Annotated in this window: 13 protein-coding genes; 4 read left to right on the forward strand and 9 right to left on the reverse strand. The window is 70.2% G+C overall.

From position 1 onward, the window contains the following. Positions 1-7: 7 nt before the first annotated feature. A complete protein-coding gene (locus tag AB4Z01_RS04985) occupies positions 8-6,682 on the reverse strand; it encodes a hypothetical protein (RefSeq protein WP_441691173.1) in 6,675 nt (2,224 codons plus the stop codon). Between the two features lie 221 nt (positions 6,683-6,903). Here AB4Z01_RS04985 and AB4Z01_RS04990 point away from each other — a divergent pair, with 221 nt between their 5' ends. Together AB4Z01_RS04990 and AB4Z01_RS04995 are read left to right on the forward strand one after the other, a co-directional pair. Continuing rightward, positions 6,904-7,974, forward strand: a complete 1,071-nt coding sequence (locus AB4Z01_RS04990) for a sensor histidine kinase (protein ID WP_441691175.1) — start codon at positions 6,904-6,906, stop codon at positions 7,972-7,974. Further along, a complete protein-coding gene (locus AB4Z01_RS04995) occupies positions 7,962-8,747 on the forward strand; it encodes a LytR/AlgR family response regulator transcription factor (RefSeq protein ID WP_441691177.1) in 786 nt (261 codons plus the stop codon). The genes AB4Z01_RS04990 and AB4Z01_RS04995 overlap by 13 nt, the downstream gene beginning before the upstream one ends. A 283-nt stretch (positions 8,748-9,030) precedes the next feature. On the opposite strand, the gene AB4Z01_RS05000 is transcribed toward AB4Z01_RS04995, so the two are convergent. The 7 genes from AB4Z01_RS05000 to AB4Z01_RS05030 all read right to left on the reverse strand — a co-directional run bounded on the left by AB4Z01_RS05000 (position 9,031) and on the right by AB4Z01_RS05030 (position 15,843). Then, the gene (locus tag AB4Z01_RS05000; RefSeq protein ID WP_441691179.1) at positions 9,031-9,966 is read right to left on the reverse strand and encodes a glycine betaine ABC transporter substrate-binding protein; all 936 of its coding nucleotides are present in this window, start codon (positions 9,964-9,966) and stop codon (positions 9,031-9,033) included. 119 nt (positions 9,967-10,085) lie between these two features. Then, positions 10,086-10,868, reverse strand: a complete 783-nt coding sequence (locus tag AB4Z01_RS05005) for an ABC transporter permease (RefSeq protein ID WP_441691181.1) — start codon at positions 10,866-10,868, stop codon at positions 10,086-10,088. Then, complete coding sequence (locus AB4Z01_RS05010) at positions 10,865-11,986, reverse strand: ABC transporter ATP-binding protein (RefSeq protein ID WP_441691183.1); 1,122 nt, start codon at positions 11,984-11,986, stop codon at positions 10,865-10,867. Before AB4Z01_RS05010 ends, AB4Z01_RS05005 begins: the two co-directional genes overlap by 4 nt. Continuing rightward, positions 11,983-12,645, reverse strand: a complete 663-nt coding sequence (locus AB4Z01_RS05015; RefSeq protein ID WP_441691185.1) for an ABC transporter permease — start codon at positions 12,643-12,645, stop codon at positions 11,983-11,985. The genes AB4Z01_RS05010 and AB4Z01_RS05015 overlap by 4 nt, the downstream gene beginning before the upstream one ends. Positions 12,646-12,674: 29 nt before the next feature. Next, the gene (locus tag AB4Z01_RS05020) at positions 12,675-13,358 is read right to left on the reverse strand and encodes an isochorismatase family protein (protein ID WP_441691187.1); all 684 of its coding nucleotides are present in this window, start codon (positions 13,356-13,358) and stop codon (positions 12,675-12,677) included. Then, on the reverse strand, positions 13,358-14,662 hold the full coding sequence (locus AB4Z01_RS05025; RefSeq protein WP_441691189.1) for a M24 family metallopeptidase: 1,305 nt from the start codon (positions 14,660-14,662) through the stop codon (positions 13,358-13,360). Before AB4Z01_RS05025 ends, AB4Z01_RS05020 begins: the two co-directional genes overlap by 1 nt. A 200-nt stretch (positions 14,663-14,862) precedes the next feature. After that, on the reverse strand, positions 14,863-15,843 hold the full coding sequence (locus AB4Z01_RS05030) for a GlxA family transcriptional regulator (RefSeq protein ID WP_441691191.1): 981 nt from the start codon (positions 15,841-15,843) through the stop codon (positions 14,863-14,865). A 97-nt stretch (positions 15,844-15,940) separates the two neighbouring features. Here AB4Z01_RS05030 and AB4Z01_RS05035 point away from each other — a divergent pair, with 97 nt between their 5' ends. Then, positions 15,941-16,825, forward strand: a complete 885-nt coding sequence (locus tag AB4Z01_RS05035; RefSeq protein ID WP_441691192.1) for an alpha/beta hydrolase — start codon at positions 15,941-15,943, stop codon at positions 16,823-16,825. Here AB4Z01_RS05035 and AB4Z01_RS05040 read toward each other — a convergent pair. After that, entirely contained in the window at positions 16,804-18,525 is a 1,722-nt protein-coding gene (locus tag AB4Z01_RS05040; protein ID WP_441691194.1) for a cytochrome c biogenesis protein DipZ, read from the reverse strand. The genes AB4Z01_RS05035 and AB4Z01_RS05040 overlap by 22 nt on opposite strands. A gap of 263 nt (positions 18,526-18,788) precedes the next feature. Here AB4Z01_RS05040 and AB4Z01_RS05045 point away from each other — a divergent pair, with 263 nt between their 5' ends. Continuing rightward, entirely contained in the window at positions 18,789-23,093 is a 4,305-nt protein-coding gene (locus AB4Z01_RS05045) for an Ig-like domain-containing protein (RefSeq protein WP_441691196.1), read from the forward strand. Positions 23,094-23,269: the final 176 nt, after the last annotated feature.

Consider the following 23,269-nt stretch of genomic DNA (forward strand, 5'->3'; position numbering starts at 1 on the left):
CGCCGGGTCAGAACGGCAGGATGGCTTTCAGCGAGCCGGCATTGCTGGAGGTGCGGTTGGAGAACTCGCCGTCATACTGGAAGCGGAAGTCGACACCGGCGGCGGTCAGGACCTGGACACCGGCGCCGATGCGGGCCACCACATCATCGATCGGCAGCGAGGTGTCGAAGCTGCCGGTGCCGGACGGCGCGCCGGTGAAGCGGGCCTTCGCGGTCCAGTCATCGTCGGTCAGGATCGACACGCCGGCATAGGCGTAGGGCCGCAGCACGGTGTTGCCGGCGGCGACGCGTCCGCCGACCTCGAGCGTCGGCGAGAAGGCGAAGGTGAACTGGTCGCTGTCCTCGACCTTCAGGCCGAGATCGCCGCCGCCGCCTTCGCTGTAGCCCGGCATCCGCGAATAGATCGCGTCGAGATCGACATAGGGCTTCAGATACATCTCGGAGACCGCGAAGGTCCGGGCCACCCGCAGCCGGGCCGAGCCGGCGAACACGTCGGGGTCGCTGGAGGCGGTGCCGGCGAAGCCGGGGACGGAAATCCGCCGGTTCAACTCGAAGCTGCCATAGCTGCCGCTGAGCGCGCCGGCGATCTGCCACGGCCCGATCTCGCGCTTCACCGTCAGGCCGACATAGCCGCTGCTGCCGTCGCCGTCGACCCGGCCGTCATAGCCGTCGAGCCAGCTCTGCTGATACGCACCGGACATGCCGACGAACCAGCCGGGCGCCACCTCGTGCTGGCCGCCGACCTGGTAGGTGATGCTGTCGTTGGAGAAGCCCGAGGTGCCGCTGTCGGCGGTCTGCTGGGTCGACCGGCCGGTGACCTGGGCCCAGGCGCAGTCGGTCTCGCTGGTCAGGGCGTCGGTGCCGCTGAACACCGGGCAGCTCATCAGCCCGCTGTTGAAGCGCGCCAGCCCGGCCTGCAGCTGCGCCGCCGGGGCCAGGGCGACGCCGGGCGACAGGTCCGCCAGCATGCCGGAATAGGCCTTGCGGCCCTGGTCCGCCGCGGTGCCGAGGGTAGCGAACAGCGTGCCGAAGCTGTCGGTGCCGCCGGCATCCCAGACGTCCTGCAGGCCGTGGGCGACCTTGGATTGGTTGCCCTCCAGCTTCATCGCATCCGCATCGAAATCGGCCGAGGCCACGGACAGGCGATAGTCGTGCCCCTGCGGCGTCAGGGCGAAGCGGTAGATCGGTGAGAATTCCGGCGTGATCGCTCCGGTGGCGGCGCCGTCGACGGTCAGCACGGTCAGCGCCCGGCCGGGCCGCAGGCTGGTGGCAGCCAAGTCCAGCATGCCGCCCAGCGCCGCGTCGCCGCGCACCAGCAGCCGGTCGGCGGCACTGCGGTTGAAGTCGGTGTCGACCACCAGGGTGCCGGCCGCGCCTTGGGTGAAGTCGCCGGTGATCTCGGTGCCGTCGGTCTTGCCGGAATGACCGACCACCAGCCGGCCCTGGTTCACCACGTCGGCCTGGTACAGCGACGCGTCGATCAGCGTGTCGCTGGAATAGTTGTTCACCGTGCCGGCATTGGCGCCATCGGTGTTGTTCAGCAGGATGTTGCCCGAGATTGTGCCGTAATTGTTCACCGTCAGCAGGCCGCCAGAGGAGGTGCTGGTGTCGCCGTCATAGCGGATGGCGGTGCCCGAGCCGGCCGACACGCTGCCACCGGCATTCACCGTCAGCAGGTTGTTCACACCAGCGGCAATCCAGACGCCGGAGCCACCCCCCGAACCGCCGGTGACCGCGCCGTTGACGGTCACGGTAACGACGCCGTTGTTCTCCGGGCCCTGGCTCTGGGCGAAGATGCCGGTCGAGTTTGCGCCCGTGGTGGTGATCGACCCGCTTTGGGTCACGGCCACCGTTTCACCGTCACCGGCAGTCGTCGAGTCGGTGTTGCCGGCAAAGGCGCCGGACTGGTCGCCGCCGAAGCCGCCGCCGCCGCCGATCGACTGCGCCAGGATGCCGAAGGCATTGGCGCCGCTGGTGGCGATGTTGCCATCGACCGTGACCGCAACCGTGCCGCCGGTGCCACCACCGGTGCCGCCCGCCCCGTTGCGCCCGATCGGGTTCAGCGCGAACAGGCCCACCGACGCATCGCCGCCGATGCCGCCGCCGCCGCCGATCGACTGGGCCACGATCGCATGCGCCCCGGCGCCGCTGGTGGTGATGTGGCTGCTGGTGGTGATGTCCAGCGTCACTGTCCCGCCGCCGCCGCCGGCCCCACCCTGGCCGCCGAGCGCCAGGCCGTTCAGGTTGTTGGCCGCCCCGGCGCCGCCGATGCCGCCGCCGCCGCCGATCGACTGCGCCACGATGCCGTAAGACCGCGCGCCGGAGGTGGTCAGGCCCAGCCCGGTGGTCAGGGTGACGGCCTCGCCACTACCGGAGACGCCGCCCTTGCCGCCGACCACGACCGCGACCGCATGGCCGCCGACGTTCTTGGCTGCGGTGCTGTTGCCGGCGCCGCCGGTGCCGCCGCCGCCGCCGATCGACTGGGCCAGCATGCCGATGGAATCGTCGCCGCTGGTCTGGGCGTTCAGCCAGCTGCCGCGGCCATCGACGAGCGGATTGATCTGGACGGTGCCGCCATTGCCGCCGCCGCCACCGGTGCCGCCGCCGTCGCCGCCGACGGTCAGGTTGCCGGCCGCCTGGTCGGACCCATCGCCGCCCTGGCCGCCGCCGCCGCCGATCGACTGCAGCACCACCGCATTCGCGGCATAGCCCGTCGTGGTGATCTGGTTGTTGTGGCTGTCGTCGAAGATCGTGGCAACGCTGCCGCCGGTGGCGGCGGAGCCGCCCTTGCCGCCGACGCCGACCGTGATGTTGGCCTGGACCTTGCTTCCGGAGGCCGTCGACGACCCGCCGGCGCCGCCGCCGCCGCCGATCGACTGCGCCACGATGCCGTCGGCCCAGTCGCCCGCGGTGGCGATCCGCCCGGAATGGGTCAGCGAGACCGCGCCGCCATTGCCACCGCCGCCGCCCGTGCCGCCGACATCGACGGTCAGGGTGTAGGTGTTGCCTTCGTCGGACAGCCGGTCCTTGTTGTCCTTGAACTCGCCGATGCGGTCGAGGATCGGGTGGGACGAGGCGTCGGCGCCGATCGACCCGCCCAGGCCGCCGCCGCCGCCGATCGACTGCAGCATCACGCCATCGGCATCGCCGCCCACCGTCGTGATCGCGCCGGCCGTGTTGGCGGTGACGGCGCCGCCATCACCCCCGCTGCCGCCGGTCCGGCCGACTCCGACATCCAACCGCCCCTCATAGCCGCCCGCGCCGGCGGCCAGGAACAGCGTGCCGCCCTGTGAATTGCCGCCGCCGCCACCGATCGACTGGGCGACGATGCCGCGCGAGCCGGAGCCGAGGGTCTGGATCGTCTGGTTCTGGTACTGGGTCATGTTGACCGCGCCGCCGGTGCCGCCGCTGCCGCCCGTGCCTCCCAAGCCCACCGTGGCCTTGACGCTGGCCACGCCGCCCTGGGAATAGGCGTTGCTGGCGCCGATGCCGCCATTGCCGCCACCGCCGCCGATCGACTGCGCCAGCACCCCGTCGGCATAGTTGCCGTAGGTGACGATGGTCGAGGCCGGGGTCGGCTGGGTCGGCGGCAGCGCCAATGGTGGCGGGCTGCCGACCACGGCGCCGCCGGAATCGCCGAGCGTGACCGTGACCGTGCCGCCGGTGGAGCTGCTGTTGCTGGCGCTGCCGCCGAGGCTCATGCCGGCCGTCACCTCGACCGTGTCCTTGTCGCCGAGCGTGGTGGACAGCACCGAGGCGTCACCGCCATTGCCGCCGCCGCCGCCGACCGACTGCGCCACGATGGCATGCGAGCCGTCGCCCACCGTGGTGACCGAGCTGCCGCCGGTCAGGGTCACGGTGGCCGCGCCACCGGCACCGCCGCTGCCACCGGTGCCGCCGACCGCGCCCTGGAAGTTGAAGGCGACGGGCACGCCGGTGCCGGTCGGCGCCGCCACAACGAGATCGGCGGCGCTTGAGCTGCCGCCATTGCCGCCGCCGCCGCCGATCGACTGCGCCACGATGCCGAAGGCATCGTCCGGCGCGTAGGTTTCGGGGTCGACATTGGCGCCCGGGACACCGGTGATGATCCGGGAGTTGTCGAGATTGACGGTGGCGGCCCCGCCGCCGGTGCCGCCGCTGCCACCGCTGCCGCCGACCACGAGGGACGCGTTGAAGCCCAGGGTGACGTTGTAGTAGGAGGCGTCGCCGCCATTGCCGCCGCCGCCGCCGACCGACTGCGCCAGTACGCCGATGGCGTGGGCGCCGCCTGTGGTCAGCGTCAGGTTGTCCTGCTGCACGGTCACGTCCTTGCCGATCCCGCCGTCACCGCCCTTGCCGCCGATCTGCAGCGCCACGAAGGACAGGGCGCTGTAGTTCTGGACGCTGCCGCCATTGCCGCCACCGCCGCCGATCGACTGCGCCACCAGCCCGGCCGCGTAGTCGCCGGTGGTGGTGATGGTCGCCGCCTGGCCGGCCGGACCGGTCCGGTTGCCGTTGCCGTCGACGTCGTCGCAATTGGTGCCGGTGTTGTCGACGCAGACCGAGCCGCCGTCGCCGCCATTGGCGGCATTGCCGCCGATGCCGATCGACGCGATGGTCGAGACGGTCAGGACGTCGCCGCCATTGCCGCCGCCGCCGCCGACCGATTGCGCCAGCACGCCGAGACCGAAATCTCCCGTCGTTGCGATCCTGCCGAGATTGATCAGGTCGACCTCGCCGCCGTCGCCACCGGCCGACCCGGAGCCGCCGACTCCGGCGATGCCCTTGCTGTCGCCGCCGCTGCCGCCGCCGCCGCCGACCGACTGGGCGATCAGGCCGGCCGCGGCGTTGCCCGCGGTCGTGACCGTGCCGGTGTTGTTGACCAGAACCTTGCCGCCATCCGAATCGGTGGTGCCCGAGGCGTCGCCGCCGACGCTGACCAGGCCGGTGGCGGACCCGGCCGCGCCGCCGCCGCCGCCGACCGACTGGGCGATGATGCCGTGCGAGGAATAGCCGCCGGTGGTGATGCCGCCGCTGTTGCGGATGATCGCCTCCCCGGCCGTGCCGCCGCCGGCGCCGTCACCGCCCAGGGCGACGAATTCGCCGGTCGCGAGCCCGCCGGTGCCGCCGCTGCCCGCGATCGACTGCGACAGCACGCCATAGGCATGGTCGCCGGTGGTCGAGATCGTGCCGGCGTTGGTGACGGTCGCGGTGCCGCCATTGCCGCCATTGCCGCCATTGCCGCCCTGGCCGCCCAGCACGCTCTGGAAATCGCTGCCGGTGCCGCCGCCGCCGCCGACGGAATGCGCGACGATGCCGGCGGCATAGGTGCCGGTGGTGGTGATCACGGTACCGGTCTCGGTCGTCACCGTCACATTGCCGGCATTGCCGCCGAAGCCGCCGCCGCCGCCGGTGCCGGCCAGGGCGGTGCTGTCGCTGCCGTCGCCACCCTGGCCGCCCAGGCTTTCCGCCAGGATGCCGTAGAGCGAGTTGCCCCGGGTGATCAGCGTGCCGCTGCCGGTCAGGTTCGCGGCCGCCGTGCCAGCCGTGCCGCCGCTGCCGCCATACTGGTCCTTGTCCGGCCCCGCGCCGCCGTTTCCGCCCCGGCTTTCCGCCGCCATGGCGGCGCCCACCCCGCTGCCGTTGGTGACATCGACCAGGATCTGCCCGGTGTTGGCGACCGTCGCGCTGTTGCCGCCGCCGCCGTTGCCGCCATTGTCGCTGTTGTCGCTGGAGGCTATGCCGTCGCCGCCGGCGCTGAGGGCGCCGATGCCGAACAGCCTGCTGCCGCCATTGGCGTTCCAATAGACCTGGACCGACCCGTTGTTGGTGGCGCTGGCCGATCCGCCCGATCCGGCATTGCCGTTGTAGTTCCCGCCGGCGCCGCCCATCGAATTCGCGACAATGGCGCCGCCGGTCGCCGCCCCCTGCATGCGACTGGAGCTGCTGCCCAGCAGGATGGTGCCGGTGTTGGTGACCGTCACGGTGCCCCCGGCGCCGCCCGTGCCGCCCTTCTGGTCGTCGATGGCGGCACTGTTCTGTTCGCCGCCCTGGCCGCCGGCACTTTCGCCATAGATGGCGTAGAACTCGCCGTCGCTGGTCCCCGTCACGCTCACCTGCGCGCTGTTGGTAAGCGTGACCGTGCCGCCGGCACCGCCGGTGCCGCCGTCGGAGTTGTTGTTCTTGTTGTCCTGGTCGCCCGAGCCGCCGGCCGACGCCGCTTCGATGAGGAAGATCAGGGGAAAGCCGGTGTTCGTCAGATTCGCCGTGACGGCGCCGTTGTTGGTGAAGGTCAGGGCGCCGCCATTGCCGCCGCCGCCTTCGTCCTTGCCGATGCCGCCTTCCGTGATCGCAGTAATGCCGGCGAAGACGAAGTAGGGCGTCGATTCCGTGCTGAGATCGAAGGTTCCGCTGTTGGTGACGCTGAGGTTGTCCGAGGCGCCGCCGCTCTTGACGTCATCGTCGCCGGCGGCGCCGCTGATGATCGCGTATTCGCGCGTGGTGTAGGTGCCGGAAATGTTGCAGGTGACCGGATCGCTGCCGGAGCAGCCGATCTCGCCCGCATGCCCCGGCACGGCGGCCAGCAGGCCAGCGGCGGAGACGGAGGAGAGCAGGGCGAGCCGGGGCCAGAGGCCGGGACCCCGGGGAACCGCAACGGCCGGTCCGGCCGCGGCCGACCGAGCGACGCCCAACTTCGTCCGCATGCTCTATCCCCCTCGTTCGACCGGAGATGCCAGGCCGCCCTCAGCAGGCGCCGGTCTCTCCTGACGCAGAATGGCGTCTTCGCCGTTGCATTTACGATAATATTCTTGCTCTACTGCCGCATTCTTCAATCGATGAATCGACCCTGCCGGTCGATGAAACGCTCCCAGCGATGGATTGGTCAACCGGGGCTTCCCGAGGCGAGAGGCGGCGCAGGCCGGGCGTGTTCGCGGCCTTTGCCGATCGCGGGCCAGCCCCCGGCACGGCAGGTTCGTTCTGGCGGGCCCACGCGGCCGGCTGGATCTTCATCGCCCTGTTCGGCCTGGTCTCGCGTCTGGCCACCTTCAACGATCTCGCCCTGGCCCTGACGATCACGCTGATCGTCGACCCGATCGGCTTCGGGCTGACGGCGCTGGCGCACAAGACCGTCCTGGCCCGCCCCCGGTTCCGGCCGGCCGTGATCGTCGGGCTGGTGGTGCTGTGCTCGATCCTCGGCGGCCTGCTGCTGATGGGCATCGTCAATGTCGTCAAGGACCTGCTGTTCGCGGGGCTGGACCGCGGCAGCATGGCCCGCGCCGACGCGATCCCGGCCGTGTACTACACCGCCGTCTTCCTCGGCTGGTCGCTGGCTTATTTCTGGATCCGGGCGGATGTCGAGGCCCGGTCGGAGCGGGCGCGCCGCAGCGAGGCGCAGGCTGCGGCGACGCGGGCGGAGCTGCAGCGGCTGCGGCTGCAGCTGGACCCGCATTTCCTGTTCAACGCGCTGAACACCGTGGCGGTCGAGATCCCCGACAATCCGGAGGCGGCGCTGGAAATGACCCACCGCATCGCCGCCTATCTGCGCTATTCGCTGGACCCGCAGACCCGGCCGGTGTGCCCGCTGAGCGAGGAGATCGAGGCCGTGCGCGCCTATGTCCGCATCCAGGAGCTTCGCTTCGAGGACCGCCTGCGCTGCACGGTCGAGCTGGACCCGCGGGCCAGCGCAGTCCCGGTGCCGCATCTGATTGTGCAGGGGCTGGTCGAGAACGCGGTGAAGCACGGGCTGCGCACCTCCGCCGGCCCGCTCGAGATCCGGGTCGCCGCCCGCCGCCTGGACGACGACGCGGTGGCGATCGAGGTCACCAACCCGGGCCGGCTGGCACCGCGGACGGACGACCGGCCGGCGGTCGGGCTGGCCAACACCCGCCGCCGGCTGGAGCTGCATTATCCGGCGCGGCACGAGCTGATAGTGGCTCAGGAGGGAGAGACGGTGGTGGCGCGACTGGTGCTGAAAGGGACGGCATGCTTCGCGTGATGCTGGTCGATGACGAACCGCCGGCCCGGCGGGGGTTCCGGCGCCTGCTGCAGGCGCATCCCGATGTCGAGGTCGTGGCCGAGGCGGGGACCGTTGCCGAGGCGCGGGAGCAGGCGGGCCGGCTGCGGCCCGACGCGATCTTCCTGGATGTCGAGCTGACCGACGGCCGCGGCTTCGACCTGCTGGGCCAGCTGTCGCCGCTGCCGGCGATCGTGTTCGTCACCGCGCACGACCTCTATGCGGTCAAGGCCTTCGACGTCTCGGCGCTCGACTTCCTGCTCAAGCCGGTCGACCCGCAGCGGCTGGCGGTGACGATCGACCGGCTGCGTCGGCATCGCCTGGACGCGGCCCGGGCCGGGGCGCCGGGCCGCGAGCGGCAGGACGATGCCGAGCTGGACAGCGATCCGCAGCCGGGCGGGGCCCAGCCACGCATCCATCTGCGGATCGACGGCAAATCGGTGATCGCACCCCTGGGCACGGTGGCGATGCTGGCGGCGGAGGCGGATTTCACCCGCGTCTTCCTGAGGGGTGCGCGGGACTATCTGGTGTGCCGGCTGCTGCGCCATTTCGAGGCCCAGCTGCCGACGCCGCCCTTCGTCCGCATCAGCCGGTCGCTGATCGTCAACCTCGACCAGCTCGAGCGGGTCGACTGGCAGGATGCCGGGCGCTGCAGCGTGTCGCTGGGCGGCGGCATCGGCCCGATCGCCCTCGGCCGGATCGCCGCCCGGCGGTTGCGTCAGTGCCTGGAGGGCGAGCCCATGGTTCGGGCCTGAGGTGGGATGAGTTGAGGTCGGGGCAGGAGTGCATTCCGGCAGGGCGGGGGCTGACAGGATGTCGAGCGTCTTCGCGCATTGCCTCTCCCGCCTGGCGGGAGAGGTCGGGCTCGCGCAGCGAGACCGGGTGAGGGCCGGCCCGGGCCTCGACAAAGAGCCCTCACCCGGAGCCGCTTCGCGTCTCCGACCTCTCCCGCAAGCGGGAGAGGCAACAACTCACGGCCTCAATCGAGAAGGCCCTGATTTGGTCTAAACTCATCCCGCTTTCAGGCCCGATCCCGCCTCAGAACAGGCTGCTCTCCTTGAGATACTCCGTGGCGACCGCCTCGATCGTCTTCTTCTGCACGTCGACCTCGCCGTTCAGGCGCTGCATCGTCGCGTCGTCCAGCCGGGTCGCAAGGGTCTCGAGCAGAGGCTTGAGGTCGGGATGGGCGTCGAGCACGTCCTGCCGCACCACCGGCACCAGCGCGTAGTTGGGGAAGAAGCCCTTGTCGTCCTTCAGCAGGGTCAGGTTCATCGCGGCAATGCGGCCGTCGGTTGCCGCCACCACCGAGACGTCGACATCGCCATTGGCCAGGGCCGGGAACACCAGGCCGATCTCCATTGGCCGGACATTGGCGCGGCCGGCCTTGAAGTCGTAGGCCTTCTGCAGGCCCAACAGCCCGTCCTCGCGCTTGGGGAACTCCGCCGTGGTCGCCATCACCGGGTCCTTGCCGTCCTTGTAGGCGGCGGCGAGGTCGGACAGCGTCACCATCCCGTCGGTCTTCGGATTGCCCTTGCGGGTGGCCAGGGCATAGGTGTTGTTGGCCTTGGACGGGGCCAGCCACACCAGGCCTTTGGCGCCGTCGAGTTCCTTCACCTTGGCGTAGGTCTCGTCCGGCGTCAGCTTGTCGGTGATCTTGTTGAAGGTGACCAGCGAGGTGCCGGTGTATTCCCAGTACAGGTCGACCTCGCCGCTTTCGAGGGCGGCGCGGACGATGTTGGTGCCCATGCCGTCCTTCTTCTCGACCGTGTAGCCCTTGCTCTCCAGCAGCTGCTTGGTCATCTCGGCCAGCAGGAACTGCTCGGTGAAGTCCTTGCCGCCGACGGTCAGCTCGGCCGCGCCGGCGGCGGCGCCGAAGGCCAGCAGCGCGATCGCCGACAGGATCGCGCGCTTCAGAGACCTTTTCAGAATCCCCCAACCCGTCATCCCCGCGAAAGCGGGGATCTCGTTACGCATTGACCGGAAAGGGATTCCCGCTTTCGCGGGAATGACGGCAAAGGGATAAGTCGTTGTTCTGAAAAGATCTCGCTTCAAAATCGTCTTGATCATCGACTTGCTCCCTGTTTGTTGTGCCCTCACCGCAGCGGGTTGATCCCGCGCGGCATGAGGTGGATCTGCAGCCGGCCGACCGCGAAGTCGGTCAGCACGGCCAGCAGCGCCGTCGGGATGGCGCCGGCCAGCATCATCGGCAGGTCGTTCAGGGCGATGCCGGTGAAGATCAGCTCGCCCAAGCCCCCGGCGCCGATCAGGAAGGCCAGCGGCGCGGTGCCGACGCAGATCGACAGGGCGGTCCGGACGCCGCCGAAGATGATGAACAGCGCGTTCGGCAGCTCGACCCGCCAGAACACCTGGGTGGGGGTCATGCCCATGCCCCGCGCCGCCTCGATCAGCGGCGTCGGCACAGTGCGCAGCCCGGCATAGGTGTTGCGGACGATCGGCAGCAGCGTCGCCGCCCACAGGCCGAACACCGACGGCACCGTGCCGATGCCCAGCACCGTCATGCTCAGCGCCAGCACCGCCAGCGTCGGGATCGTGGTGCCGAGGTTGAACACCTGCAGGATCAGCTCGGCCGAGCGGCGGAAGGCGGGGCGGGACAGCGCGGCGCCGGCCGGCACGCCGGTCAGGATGGCGAGGCCGCCGGCCCAGGCCACCAGCTCGACATGCTGCAGGCCGAGGAAGACGATGTCCTCCTGATAGGACAGGATCTCGGCCGGCATGTCGCTCGACAGCCACCACAGCACCGCCGCCGCGGCCAGCAGCAGCCACAGCAATGCGGCGATGCCCGGGACGGGGAGGGGGCGCCCGCCTGCCGCCAGCGGCGCTGCACGTCCGGTCCAGGCCTTGCCGACATCGCTCATGCCGAGGCCCCCCGCGCCGACAGGCCGCGGATGATGCCGGCATAGGTCAGGGCGCCCTGGATCCGGCCCTCGGCGTCGACGCAGGGCAGCAGCGGCATGTCATGCGCGAACATCAGCGTCACGGCGGTGCGCAAATCGGCGGTCAGGGGGATGGTGGCGCGGATCGGCTCGGCGCAATCGCCGCAGGTGCCGCCGCGGACCGCCCCGGCCCGGCTGCCGGAGACCATGGCGCCGGGCCGGCCGTCCGCATCCAGCACCAGCACGGCGGGGCAGCCGCTGGCCTGCATCAGCTCGCGCGCCCGGCCGACCGGATCGTCATGCCGGACCGTGCCGGGCCGGCCCAGCGGCACATCGGCGATGCGCACCAGCCGCAGCCGCTTCAGCGTGCGGTCGGTGCCGAGGAAGGTCTCGATGAACGGGGTGGCCGGGTTGGCCAGCAGCTGCTCGGGCGTCGCGAACTGCTCCAGCCGTCCGGCGCGGAAGATGGCGACCCGGTCGGCCATCTTCACCGCCTCGTCCAGATCATGCGAGACGAAGATCACGGTCTTCCGCAGCGCCGCCTGCATGCGCAGGAACTCGTCCTGGATCGCCTCGCGGTTGATCGGGTCGATGGCACCGAAGGGCTCGTCCATCAGCAGCACCGGCGGGTCCGCCGCCAGGGCCCGGATCACGCCGACGCGCTGCTGCTGCCCGCCCGACAGCTCCTTCGGGTAGCGGTCCATGAATACCGCCGGCTCCATCGCCACCAGCTCCAGCAGCTCGGCGGCGCGGGCGCGGGACTTCCTGCGGTCCCAGCCCAGGAGGTCGGGCACGACGCAGATGTTCTCGGCCACGGTCTTGTTCGGGAACAGCCCGATCTGCTGGATGACGTAGCCGATCGACCGGCGCAGCCGGATCGGGTCGACCGTCCGGGTGTCGCGGCCGTCGATGAACACCGTGCCGCCGGTCGGCTCGATCAGGCGGTTGATCATCCGCATGGTCGTGGTCTTGCCGCAGCCGGAGGGCCCGAGCAGCACGCAGATCTCGCCGGCCGGCAGCTCGAAGCTGACCTCGTCGACCGCGACCACCGGCCCGGACGGGGTGTCGAACACCTTGGTCAGGCGGTCCAGCCGGATCATGCCACGGCTCCCCGGGCCAGCCCCTTCGAGGTCAGCCGCCGCTGCGCCAGCGCCAGCAGCAGGTCGACCGCGATCGCCAGCAGCGACACCGCGACCGCGCCGGTGATCAGCTGCCGCGGGTCCGACTGGCTGATGCCGCGCGCGATGAAGGTGCCCAGGCCGCCGGCGCCGATATAGGCGGCGATCGCGGTGACCCCGATGTTCATCACCGCGGCGGTGCGGACCCCGGCCATGATCACCGGGATCGCCAGCGGGATCTCGACCTGGCGCAGCCGCTGCGCCGCGCTCATGCCCATGCCGATGCCGGCCTCGCGCAGCGCCGGGTCGACATCGACGATGGCGGTGTAGGTGTTGCGGATGATCGGCAGCTGCGAATAGAGGATGATCGCGATCACGGCCGGGACGGTGCCGATGCCGTGGCCGATCGGCGACAGCAGCGGGATCATCAGCCCGAACAGCGCCACCGACGGCACCGTGATCATCATCGAGGCGAGGTACAGGACCACATCCGCGGCCCGCCTGGACTGGGTGATGGCGATGCCGATCGGGACCGCGGTGACGATCGCGATCGAGACCGCGATGGCGACGATCGACACGTGCTCCAGCGCCCGCGCCGCGATCACGTCCAGGTTGTCATAGGCAAAGGTGAGCGTGTCCATCAGGCCGCGATCCCGTGATTGCCTCGTCGTCAAAGGTCGAGATAGAGCCTCGCCGCAGTGTCGTAGGTGAAGCGCAGCGGCACCGATCCCTGCACGCGCCAGGCCTTCACCGTCTCCCCTGCCATCAGCCGGGAGGCGCCGACGGTGTCGACGACGGCGCCGCCATAGAGCCGGTTGGCGAGGTTGAGGATGGCGGTCTGGTGCATCGCCGCGCTGCCGCTGCCGCAAGCGTCTTTCACCAGGGCGACGCGGAAGCCGCGCCCGACCGCATCGCGCACCGTCTCGGCGATGCAGGCCTCGGTCCACACCCCGGCGACGAACAGCCATTCGGTGCCCAAAGCCGCCAGCCGGTCGGCCAGCCCGCCCCCGGCGAAGGCGCTGGCCTCCGACTTCACCAGCACCGGCTCGCGGTCGGTCGGGCCGACCTCGGCGCAGATCTCCGACAGCGGGTCGTCGGCGTCGCTGAAGGCCGAGCTGCCGTCCGCCATCACCGGGTGGAACGGCTTCGTCCGTTGTGCCGCCAGGTCGACGACATAGGCGGAGTGCAGCACCGGGATCCCGGCATTCCGCGCCGCGCGCTGCAGCCGCTGGACGTTGCCGATCACCGCGTCGAAGCCTTCGACCAGGTAGCGGCGGTCCTTGCGGTGCTCCTCCTGCAGGTCGACGAACAGCGCCGCCGCCCGGCCAGGCTCGATGGTCAGGGCCGTCCGCATCACACCTCCCCGTCCAGGAATTCGTCCTCATAGGGGAAGCGCGACAGCAGCTCGGTGCCGGTCTCGGTGATCAGGATCTCGTCCTCCAGCTTCACGCCCTCGCGGCCGCCCTTCTCGCCGACATAGCTCTCGACGCTGACCACCATGCCGGGCACCAGATGTCCCTCGCGGCCATAGGTCTCGTAGTCCATGGCATGGGCGATGAACGGCGTCTCGCCATGCATGCCGACGCCGTGCATGACCGAGGTGTAGCGCTGCTCGACGAAGCGGTCGGGGATGGTCCAGGCCTTCTCCGCCACCTCGCGGAACGCCATGCCCGGCTTGACGATGCCGATATTGTGCCGGATCTGGTCGTGGGCCATCCGGTACAGCATCTTCTGGTAGTCCGTCGGCCGGCCCGGTCCGCAGCGGAAGGTGCGCGAGAAGTCGGAGTAGTAGCCGTAGCAGCCGATCGTGTCGGTATCGAGCGCCACCAGCTCGCCCGGCCGGACCTTGCGGCCGCCGGCCTCGCTGAACCACGGGTTGGTGCGCTGGCCGGAGGTCAGCAGCCGGGTCTCGATGAACTCGCCGCCCTGGCGGATCACCTCGTGATACATGATGGCGAACAGCTCGTTCTCGGAGATGCCGGGCTTGATCGCCTCGCGCACCGCCGCGACCGCCGCCTCGGCCCCGGCCATCGAGGCCTGCAGGCATTTGATCTCCTCCACCGTCTTCACCGCGCGCACGGCCAGGATCTCGCCCTGGCAGTCGGTGACGGTGCAGCCGCGCTTCTCCAGCGCCAGCGCGTGCAGGTGGTTGCAGCGGTCGAGGCCGATCTTCATCGACCCGCCGCCATGGGCCCGCAGCAGTTCGGCGATCTCGTCGGCGAAGGCGCCGGCGCTCTCGCCGTCGCGGTTCGACACCGAGGACCAGACCAGCTTGGACGGCCGCGCCTCGTCGACCGTGTCGAGCACGGTCGAGACGTGATAGCTCTGCGGGTACTCGAACAGGACGATCGGTCCTGCGGCGGGCACGAAGAAATAGCGGGTCGAGTTGCGCAGGAAGTAGCCGAACATGTTGCGCGACCCGGTGGCGTAGCGCTGGTTGTACGGGTCGAACAGCACCACCGCGCCATAGCCGGAATTGGCCATCCAGCGGCGCAGCCGGGCGAGGCGGCCCTGGCGCAGCGCATGGACGTTGACATAGGACGGCTCGGTGTCCGACAGCCACATGCCGACGGATTCGTCCGAGGTGGCCGGGTGGCGCATCCGCTCGGCGAAATCGACGTCCTCGACGCTGTCGGGGTTGAACACCACGATGCTCATTCGCGTCTCCCTGTTCGACCCAGGATGCGACGGTCGGCAGGCGCGGTTCGTGCAGAATTCCGCAAAGAGTATGCGGATTTCCGCCAAAAGAACCGTCATGGCGAGGAGCGAAGCGACGTGGCCATCCAGGGGGCCGGGTGCGAGCGGCCCCCTGGATGGCCACACCCCTGCGGGGCTCGCCATGACGATAGCGGGGGTGCCTAAGGCCGGCGCGCGGCGCGGGGCGAGACGCCCTCCTGCTCGCGGAACGCCCGGGCGAAGCTGGACATGTCGGAGAAGCCGCAGGCCAGGGCGACGTCGCGCACCGGCAGGGTGGAATGGGCCAGCAGGTCCGCCGCCCGCCGCAGCCGCAGCCGGCGGTAATAGGCGCCGGGGGAGGTGCCGGCCGCTGCGCGGAAGGCGCGCTCCAGCCGGTCGGCCGAGACGCCGAGGCGATCGGCCAGCCCGGTCATGCGCAGCCGGTCCTCTACCGCCTCCTCCATGATCGCGATCGCCGACAGCACCAGCTCGTCCTGGATGCCGGTGCGCAGCCGCAGCGGCATCAGCTTGCGGTCGACGCTGGAGCGAAGCGGGCTGTGCACGAACCATTCGGCGACGCCAGCCGCCAGCTCCGCCCCGCAATCCGTGCCGATGATGTCGAGCATCATGTCCAGGCTGCCGACGCCGCCGGCCGAGGTGAAGCGCTTGCGGTCGATGACGTAGAGGTCGCGGCACAGCTCGATCTCCGGGAAGGCCTCGGTGAAGGCCGGCTGGCTGGTCCAGTGCAGGGTGCAGGCATGGCCGTCCAGCAGCCCGGCCCGGGCCAGGAAGAAGGCGGCGTCGGCGACCGCGCCGATCCAGGCCCCGGCCCGCAGGTTGCGGCGGATCCAGGCGACCGCATGCTCGGCCACCACATGATCGGCATCGCCGCCGGAGCACGCGACGATGCGGTCGACCAGCGGCGCCTCGCGCGCGCCCAGCACCGGCTCGATGGCGAAGCCGTTCGACGCCCGCACCTTGCCGCCGGACAGGCCGACCGCGATCCAGCGGTAGCACTCGCGCCGGGCCAGGATGTTGGCGGCGCGCAGCGGCTCGATCACCGAGCTGAACGCCATGGTCGGGAAGCCGGGAAAGACCAGGACGGCGAAGGTGATCGGCGGCGCCGTCCCTGGTTGTGCGCGTCCGCGGGGTGCCTGAATCACGTTGCGTCCCTGGTGCCGGTCGTTGCATCCCTGTCGGACTGCGGAGTGTCCCGACAGGCGGCGCCGCGGTCAACGTCCCCAGTCCGGATCGCGTCGCATGAGCGTGTCATGGGCCACATCCAGTCCCGCCGAGCTGCGGGCGCACCACGCCCGGGATGCCGAGGAGCGGGCCGGCCCGCTGCCTGACGACGTGTCCGAGTCGATGGTGGAGGAGGCGGGCGCCTTCCGCGGCGGCCTGCTGTTCACGCCGCCGGATCCGTCGCCGGATGCCGCGATCGTCTACTTCCACGGCGGCGGCTTCGTGGCGGGAAGCCCGGCGAGCCATCGCGGCGTCACCGCCTGGCTGGCGAAGCTGACCGGGATGCGGGTGCTGTCGGCGCGCTACCGCCTGGCGCCGGAGCATCCGTTCCCGGCCCAGCGCGAGGATGCGGTGGCGGCCTGCGCCGCCCTCGCCGGGATCGGCGTGGACAGGCTGGTCCTGGCCGGCGACAGCGCCGGGGCTTGTGTCGCCCTGTGGGGCCTGCAAGGGCTCGATCCTGAGCGGCGGACCCGGGTCGCCGGGGTGGCCCTGCTGTATGGCGGGTTCGGCGGCATCGAAGGCGGCAGCATCGCCCGCAACGGCACCGCGGAGAACGGGCTGGACGCGGCGACGCTGTCGGTCATGTACCGCCGTCTCGGCCCAGCGGCGCAGGACGCCTGGCCGTTGGCCTTCGCCGGCGGGATCGCCGTGCCGGCCTATGTCCTGGCGGCGGAGCTGGACGCGGTGTTTGATGATTCCGCCCTGCTGTTTCAGCGCCTCGGCTCCCGCGCCGACAGCCGCTTCGTCGTGGCCGCCGGCCAGGACCACGGCTTCCTCAAGGGCGCGGGCCGCGATCCCGTCGCGGCGCGCGAACTCGAGGCTCTCGCCCTCTGGCTGAAGCAACTCGGCGCCGTTGCGGCGGATTCGGTGGCGACGCGCTCCTATCCGAAGGTGAAGGCATAGGCCTGGACGCCCGGATCCAGGAACCGGATCTCGAAGCTGCGGTCGGCGACCGGGCCGTCCTGGCGCACCAGCTGGTACAGGCGGTGGTCGGTCACCGTGCCCTGGCCGTCGGCATCGGTGTCGGTGCCGTGGCTGGCGCCAGGCGCCGCGCCGTCGATGGTGACGCGGAACCGCACCGGCTTGCCGTCCGGACCCGGCCCCAGCACCAGGTGCAGGTCCCGGGCGTGGAAGCGGTAGACGATGCCGCCGCCCGCCTGGTTCAGATCGGCATGTTCGCCGCCGATCGTCCAGTCGCCGGCCAGGCCCCATTGGTTCAGCCGCGGCGTGCCGGCCTCGTAGACATGGCCGGCGTTCGGCACCGCGCCGCCGGGCGAGGCGAACCTCTCCGCCTGTCGGAAGCCGATATAGGTCTCGGGCGATCCGACATCGTTCGCGTCCGAGGCCGCTTCCACGCCGGCGGGGCTGACCGCGACCAGCCCGGCGACGGGATCGGCGTGCCCGGCCTCGGCCAGCAGCTGCTGGATCACCCGCTCCGACTCGTCATAGCCCTCCTCGCCGAAATGCTCGTGCCGGATCCGGCCCTGGGCATCGATGATGTATTGCGCCGGCCAGTACTGGTTCCCGAAGGCCTGCCACACCGCGTAATTGTTGTCGATCGCCACCGGGTAGCCGATCTTCAGGTCGGCGATCGCCTTGCGGACATTGTCGACATTGCGCTCGAAGGCAAATTCGGGTGAGTGCACGCCGATCACCACCAGCCCCTGGTCCTTGTACTTTTCGGCCCAGGCGCGGACATAGGGGATGGTGCGCAGGCAGTTGATGCAGGAATAGGTCCAGAACTGCACCAGCACGACCTTGCCCTTCAGGCTCTCCCGGATCAGCGGCGGCGAGTTCAGCCAGTCGACGGCGCCGGCCAAAGGCGGGAAGTACCCGACGACCGGCAGGGGGGCCGGCTGGCCGGCGACCTTGGTCACGGGTTGCAGCCGGTCGATCAGCCCGTGCTCGATCGAGGTCGTGCCGGCCAGCGACACCCGCGTCAGCAGGCCGGTGTCGAGCCCCAGGACGATCGTCGTGACGGCGGCCAGCACCGCCACGCCCAGGCCGCGGCGGATCCATTCGCCGGCGCCGAGCGACCGCTTGATCGCCGCGAAGATCCGGCCGAAGGCGCGCAGCGCCAGGGCCAGGGAGGTGGCCGCGCCCAGGGCATAGGCCAGCAGCAGCAGCGAGGTCTGGGGATTGGCGCCGTTCAGCGCGGCGCCGGTCAGGATCAGCCCCAGCACCGGCCCGGCGCAGGGCGCCCAGAGCAGGCCGGTGGCGACGCCCAGCAGCAGCGATGCCGGCACCGGCGAGCGCCGCGCGCCGACATCCTCGGCGGCGTCCGACAGCCGGCCGCCGAGCACCACCAGGGGCCGCGTCAGCCGGTCGGCCAGGCGGGGCACCAGCAGCGTCGCCCCGAACAATGCCAGCAGCGCGATCGCGGCGATGCGGCCCCATTCGTTCGCGGCGACGGCCCAGCCGCCGGCCACCGCGGCCAGGGTGGCGACGGCGGCGAAGGTCACGGCCATGCCGATCAGCATCGGCAGCCCGTTGCTCAGGAACGGCCGGTCCGCCCGGGCGAAGACGAAGGGCAGGACGGGCAGGATGCAGGGGCTGACGATGGTCAGCACGCCGCCGAGATAGGCCAGCACGAACAACAGCATCTTGGGTCTCCGGGGCTCAGGCCGCCAGGGATGGATGGTCCTGAGCCGTGATGTGGGCTGCCGCCCGGAGATTCGCCCGTTAGCCGTTGTTAGCGGCTGTTGGCCCTGTAAAGACGGTATTTGAAAGATATTTCAATATTTGAGATTTATTGACACGCCGAATGGGACACTTCATCGTCGATAGGACTGGATACGCATGCCGGCTCCACCTGAGAGGCCGAGGCTTCGACGGCAGAGCAGGAATAAGGAAGAAGGGGGAGAAAATGAACGCCTGTCGACTGGCCCTCCTGGCCGGCCTGGTCTCCGTGTCTCTGGCTCCCGGCCTGCCGGCCTCCGCGCAAGACCCTCTCCCCCTCGAAGGCCCGGGCCTGGGGAATCTCACCTACACCGATGCCGAGCTGTTCCGCGAGATCTCGACGATCAGGTGGAACACCGCCACCAACACCAACGGCATCCCGGTGATCCAGTACACCATCCCCGGCAACACCAGCCCGCAGAAGCCCTACGGCACCAATGTCGGGGTCATGCACAACGGCTACTTCGTGACCCTGTTCGCGCCGGACAGCGGCGAGGCGACCGGCGGCTTCCTGATCTACGACGTCAGCAACCCGCGGGACATCAAGCTGGTCAAGACGATCTACGAGCCGGACGGCCGCACCAAGGAGTTCCGCGAGCCGCACGCCTTCGGCCAGGCCACCATCGGCGGCAAGGACTACATCGCCCTGCCCAGCATCTATGGCGTGGAGTTCTGGGACTTCACCGACATCAACGACATCAAGCAGGTGAAGAAGCTCGTATTACCGGGCGTGAATGCCGGCGACTACGAGAATGTGAACTGGCAGATGTACTGGCAGGCGCCCTATCTCTACGTCGCCTCGGCCAGCCGGGGCATGTTCATCGTCGACGCCAGCGACCCGGCCAATGCCAGGATCGCCGACCGCGGCAACGGCCGGGCCAATCCGGTGCCGCTGGGCGAGCTGGGCGGCTTCCGCGCCGGCCCGGTCTTCGCCATGGGCAACGAGATGGTGCTGACCTCTATGGAGACCACGTCCGGCTTCGCCAGCCTGGACATCTCGGACCCGCTGAACCCGACGCTGATCGGCGGCAAGACCACCCTGCCGAATTACTACGCCACCTGCTTCAACGGCCGGAAGCTCTACACCTCCGGGCGGAACGGCGACGGCAAGATGGCCGGCTACGACCTCTCGAACCTGCGCGAGGTCAAGATCGAGAACGAGACCACCCCGGTCGAGGAGGGGCTGTACTGCGCCGCTCAGGACGACCACCTGATCGTCGGGGCGCAGCGCTACATCTTCAAGCTGGACATCACCAACCCTGGCTCCTATCCGGAGATCGGCCGGTCGGAGCGGGTGCCGGACAACGCCACCGTGCCGCCGCGCGGCAACCGCGACCCGGATCTCGGCCAGGTCGCGATGTTCGGCAACCTGGTCTTCGTCGGCAGCGACCATGGCAGCAACACCGCGTTCCGGCCGCACCAGAAGGGCCCGGACACGACGCCGCCGGCGATCCTGACGGTCTCGCCCGCCAGCGGCGTGCTGCGCCAGGCGACGACCTCGCGCATCGGCCTGGCGCTGTCCGACAGCATCCTGCCGGAGACGGTCAACGCCCAGACCTTCATCGTCCGTCCCAGGGGCGGGACGGCGCTGGCCGGCACCTACAGCGTGCAGCTCGGCATCGTCAACTTCGCCCCGGCCCAGCCGCTGCAGCTCAACACCGAATACGAGGTGGTGCTGGCGGCCGGCGGGGTGAAGGACTATGCCGGCAACGGCCTGGCCACGGAGTTCACCTCGAGCTTCACCACCGGCAGCCAGGCGGTCCCGACCGCCTATGTCAACCGCTGGCCGCTCGCCAGCACCCTGACCGACGTGGCCGGCGGCAATGACGGCAAGGCCAGCAGCCAGGACAGCTACAGCGAGGGCGGCCTAGACTTCACGCCCCGGACCACCGGCGTCGAGCTGGAGAGCGACACCATCGCCAAGGCCCTGGGCGGCACCGCGACCGTCAGCGTCCGCATGAAGACCAGCCAGATCGGCAACAGCAATCCGTGGCAGGCGCCGGGCATCTTCGGCCGCGACCAGGTCGGCGCCGCCAATGACGTGTTCTGGGGCTGGATCGACAATGCCGGCCATCTGAACCTGTCCGTCGGCGACCGCAGCGCCAGCAACCCGGTCACCCGGTCGGCGGCGCCGATCAATGACGGGCAGTGGCACCAGGTCGCCATGACCCGCGATGCCGTGACCGGCGCGCAAGCCATGTTCATCGACGGCGCCAAGGTCGCCTCGACCGGCACCGCGGGGGTGCTGGGGCTGTTCGACAAGCTGCAGATGCTGGGGCAGATCCAGGGCAACCCGGTCGCCTTCAAGGGCATCCTGTCCGACGTGCGGGTCTACAAGCGGGTGCTGGCCGACGCCGAGATCGACGGCATCTTCAACCCTCGCCCGACGGTGCTGCCGCAGCAGCAGGTCGCCAAGGCGGTCGCGCTCGACCCCGCCGCTTTGGGCCTCAGCGGCGCGAAATACGTCTGGAACTTCGGCGACGGCAGCGCGCCGGTCACCACCACCGCGGCCAGCCCGATCGCGCGCTACACCTACGCCACGCCGGGCAACTACACCGTGTCGGTGACGGTGGTGACCGAGGACGGCACCGAGACCTCGTTCTCCTTCATCCAGAGCGTGATCCATCCGGTCACGGCCGCGGCCCCGACCCACAGCAGCAACATCGTCGGCAACGCCACGGCGGTCTACGCCGTCGACCCCGATGCCGGGACCATCGCCGCGATCGACGCCGCCACCCTGGCCAAATCCTGGCAGCTGGCGGTCGGCAAGGAGCCGAAGACCCTGGCCCTCGGGCCCGGCGGCAAGCTGTGGGTCGCGGTGCAGGGCGACGACAAGCTGCTGCGCATCGACCCGCTGACCAAGGCGGTCAGCACCTTCACGCTGGACTACGGCAGCGCGCCCTATGGCGTGGTGTTCACGCCGGACGGCACCAAGGGGCTGCTGACCCTGGCCGGCAAGTCGGTGCTGGCGGTGTTCAACCCGACCACCGGCGCGATCATCCGCCGGGTGACGCTGCCGGAGGGCGGCGACGTGCGCGGCATCGCCGTCAGCGCGGATTCGAAGACCGCCTATGTCACCCGCTTCCGCTCGAAGATGATTCAGGGCGAGGTCTACAAGGTCAGCCTCGCCACCACGGCCGCCGCGACGGTGATCGCGCTGCCGGTCGACACCACGACGCCGGCGACGGAGGCCGCGGCGCCCGGCGTCGCCAACTACATGACCCAGGTCGTGATCTCGCCGGACGGGCGGCGCGCCATCCTGCCGTCGAAGAAGGACAACATCGTCCAGGGCCGCTACCGCAAGGCCATCGACCTCAAGGCCGACACCACCGTGCGCTCGATCCTGTCCCAGCTCGACCTGGCGCAGGGCCGGGAGGTGTTCGCCGAGCAGATCGACTTCAACAACCGGGCGCCGGCCCGCGCCGCGATCTTCGCCCCCTCCGGCAACTACATCTTCGTCGCCGAGATGGAATCGAACAGCGTCGAGATCGTCGACCCGTATCGCCGCGCCGTGGTCGGGTCGGTCGCCGGCACGGCCCGGACGCCGCATGGCCTGTATCTCGACGCCACCCGGAAGCGCCTGTTCGTCAACGCCTTCCTCGACCGCCGCGTCACCGTCCATGACGTCGGCAAGGTGCTGACCGGCGAGGATTTCATCACCCCGGCCCCGACGGTGATCGCCACGGTGGCGACCGAGCCGCTGGCGACCGCCGTCCTGGCCGGCAAGCGGATCTTCTACAACGCCGCCGACCCGCGGATGAGCAGCGAGAGCTACATCTCCTGCGCCAGCTGCCATGTCGACGGCGACAGCGACGGCATGGTCTGGGACTTCACCCAGCGCGGCGAAGGCCTGCGCCGCACCATCTCGCTGCAGGGCCGGCAGGGCATCGGGCCGTCCATGGGCAAGCTGCACTGGACCGCCAATTTCGACGAGCTGCAGGATTTCGAGAAGGACATCCGCGACGAGTTCGAGGGTGCCGGCTTCATGACCGACGCCGATTACGCCGCCACCATCAACCCGCTGGGCCCGAAGAAGGCCGGCAAGAGCGCCGACCTCGACAACCTGGCGGCCTATGTCACGTCGCTCAGCACCTTCCAGCGCAGTCCGTACCGGACCGCACAGGGGTGCCTGACCGCGGATGCCAAGAGGGGCGAACAGCTGGTCCGGGCGGCCAGCTGCACCACCTGTCACGGCACCGCCGTCAGCCAGGACAACCAGCGCCACGACGTCGGCACCGTCCAGCCGTCGTCCGGCACGGGGTCGGGCCAGCCGCTGCCCGGCACCGGCTTCGACACGCCGACGCTCTATGGCCTGTGGCAGTCCTCCTCGTTCTTCCACAATGGCCAGGCGGCGACGCTGGCGGATGTGTTCCGCCCGAATCTCAGTGCGGTGCATGGCGGCAAGGTCGGTGTCGGCAACATCGGCGCCGTGACCGCCTATCTGCGGTCGCTGGACGGCCAGAACGTGTGCACCGGGGTGGCCAGCCGGTAGAGAGTTTAGGCTGGATCGGGTCATCCCGACGGTATCAAGGCGGTAACGCGTTGCCTCTCCTGCTTGCGGGAGAGGTCGGAGACGCGAAGCGGCTCCGGGTGAGGGTCCTTCGTCGAGGCCCGGCCAGCCCTCACCCGGTCGTCCTGCGGACGCCCGACCTCTCCCGCCAGGCGGGA

This window comes from Inquilinus sp. YAF38, assembly GCF_052113205.1.
Classification (GTDB): domain Bacteria; phylum Pseudomonadota; class Alphaproteobacteria; order DSM-16000; family Inquilinaceae; genus Inquilinus.

Coding starts and splice junctions, on each gene's coding strand:
- AB4Z01_RS04995 (WP_441691177.1), top strand. CDS start 7,962: ATGCTTCGCGTGATGCTGGTCGATGACGAACCGCCGGCCCGGCGGGGG.
- AB4Z01_RS05025 (WP_441691189.1), bottom strand. CDS start 14,662: ATGAGCATCGTGGTGTTCAACCCCGACAGCGTCGAGGACGTCGATTTC.
- AB4Z01_RS05040 (WP_441691194.1), bottom strand. CDS start 18,525: ATGCTGTTGTTCGTGCTGGCCTATCTCGGCGGCGTGCTGACCATCGTC.
- AB4Z01_RS05015 (WP_441691185.1), bottom strand. CDS start 12,645: ATGGACACGCTCACCTTTGCCTATGACAACCTGGACGTGATCGCGGCG.
- AB4Z01_RS05005 (WP_441691181.1), bottom strand. CDS start 10,868: ATGAGCGATGTCGGCAAGGCCTGGACCGGACGTGCAGCGCCGCTGGCG.
- AB4Z01_RS05000 (WP_441691179.1), bottom strand. CDS start 9,966: ATGCGTAACGAGATCCCCGCTTTCGCGGGGATGACGGGTTGGGGGATT.
- AB4Z01_RS05010 (WP_441691183.1), bottom strand. CDS start 11,986: ATGATCCGGCTGGACCGCCTGACCAAGGTGTTCGACACCCCGTCCGGG.
- AB4Z01_RS05020 (WP_441691187.1), bottom strand. CDS start 13,358: ATGCGGACGGCCCTGACCATCGAGCCTGGCCGGGCGGCGGCGCTGTTC.
- AB4Z01_RS04985 (WP_441691173.1), bottom strand. CDS start 6,682: ATGCGGACGAAGTTGGGCGTCGCTCGGTCGGCCGCGGCCGGACCGGCC.
- AB4Z01_RS05035 (WP_441691192.1), top strand. CDS start 15,941: ATGAGCGTGTCATGGGCCACATCCAGTCCCGCCGAGCTGCGGGCGCAC.
- AB4Z01_RS05045 (WP_441691196.1), top strand. CDS start 18,789: ATGAACGCCTGTCGACTGGCCCTCCTGGCCGGCCTGGTCTCCGTGTCT.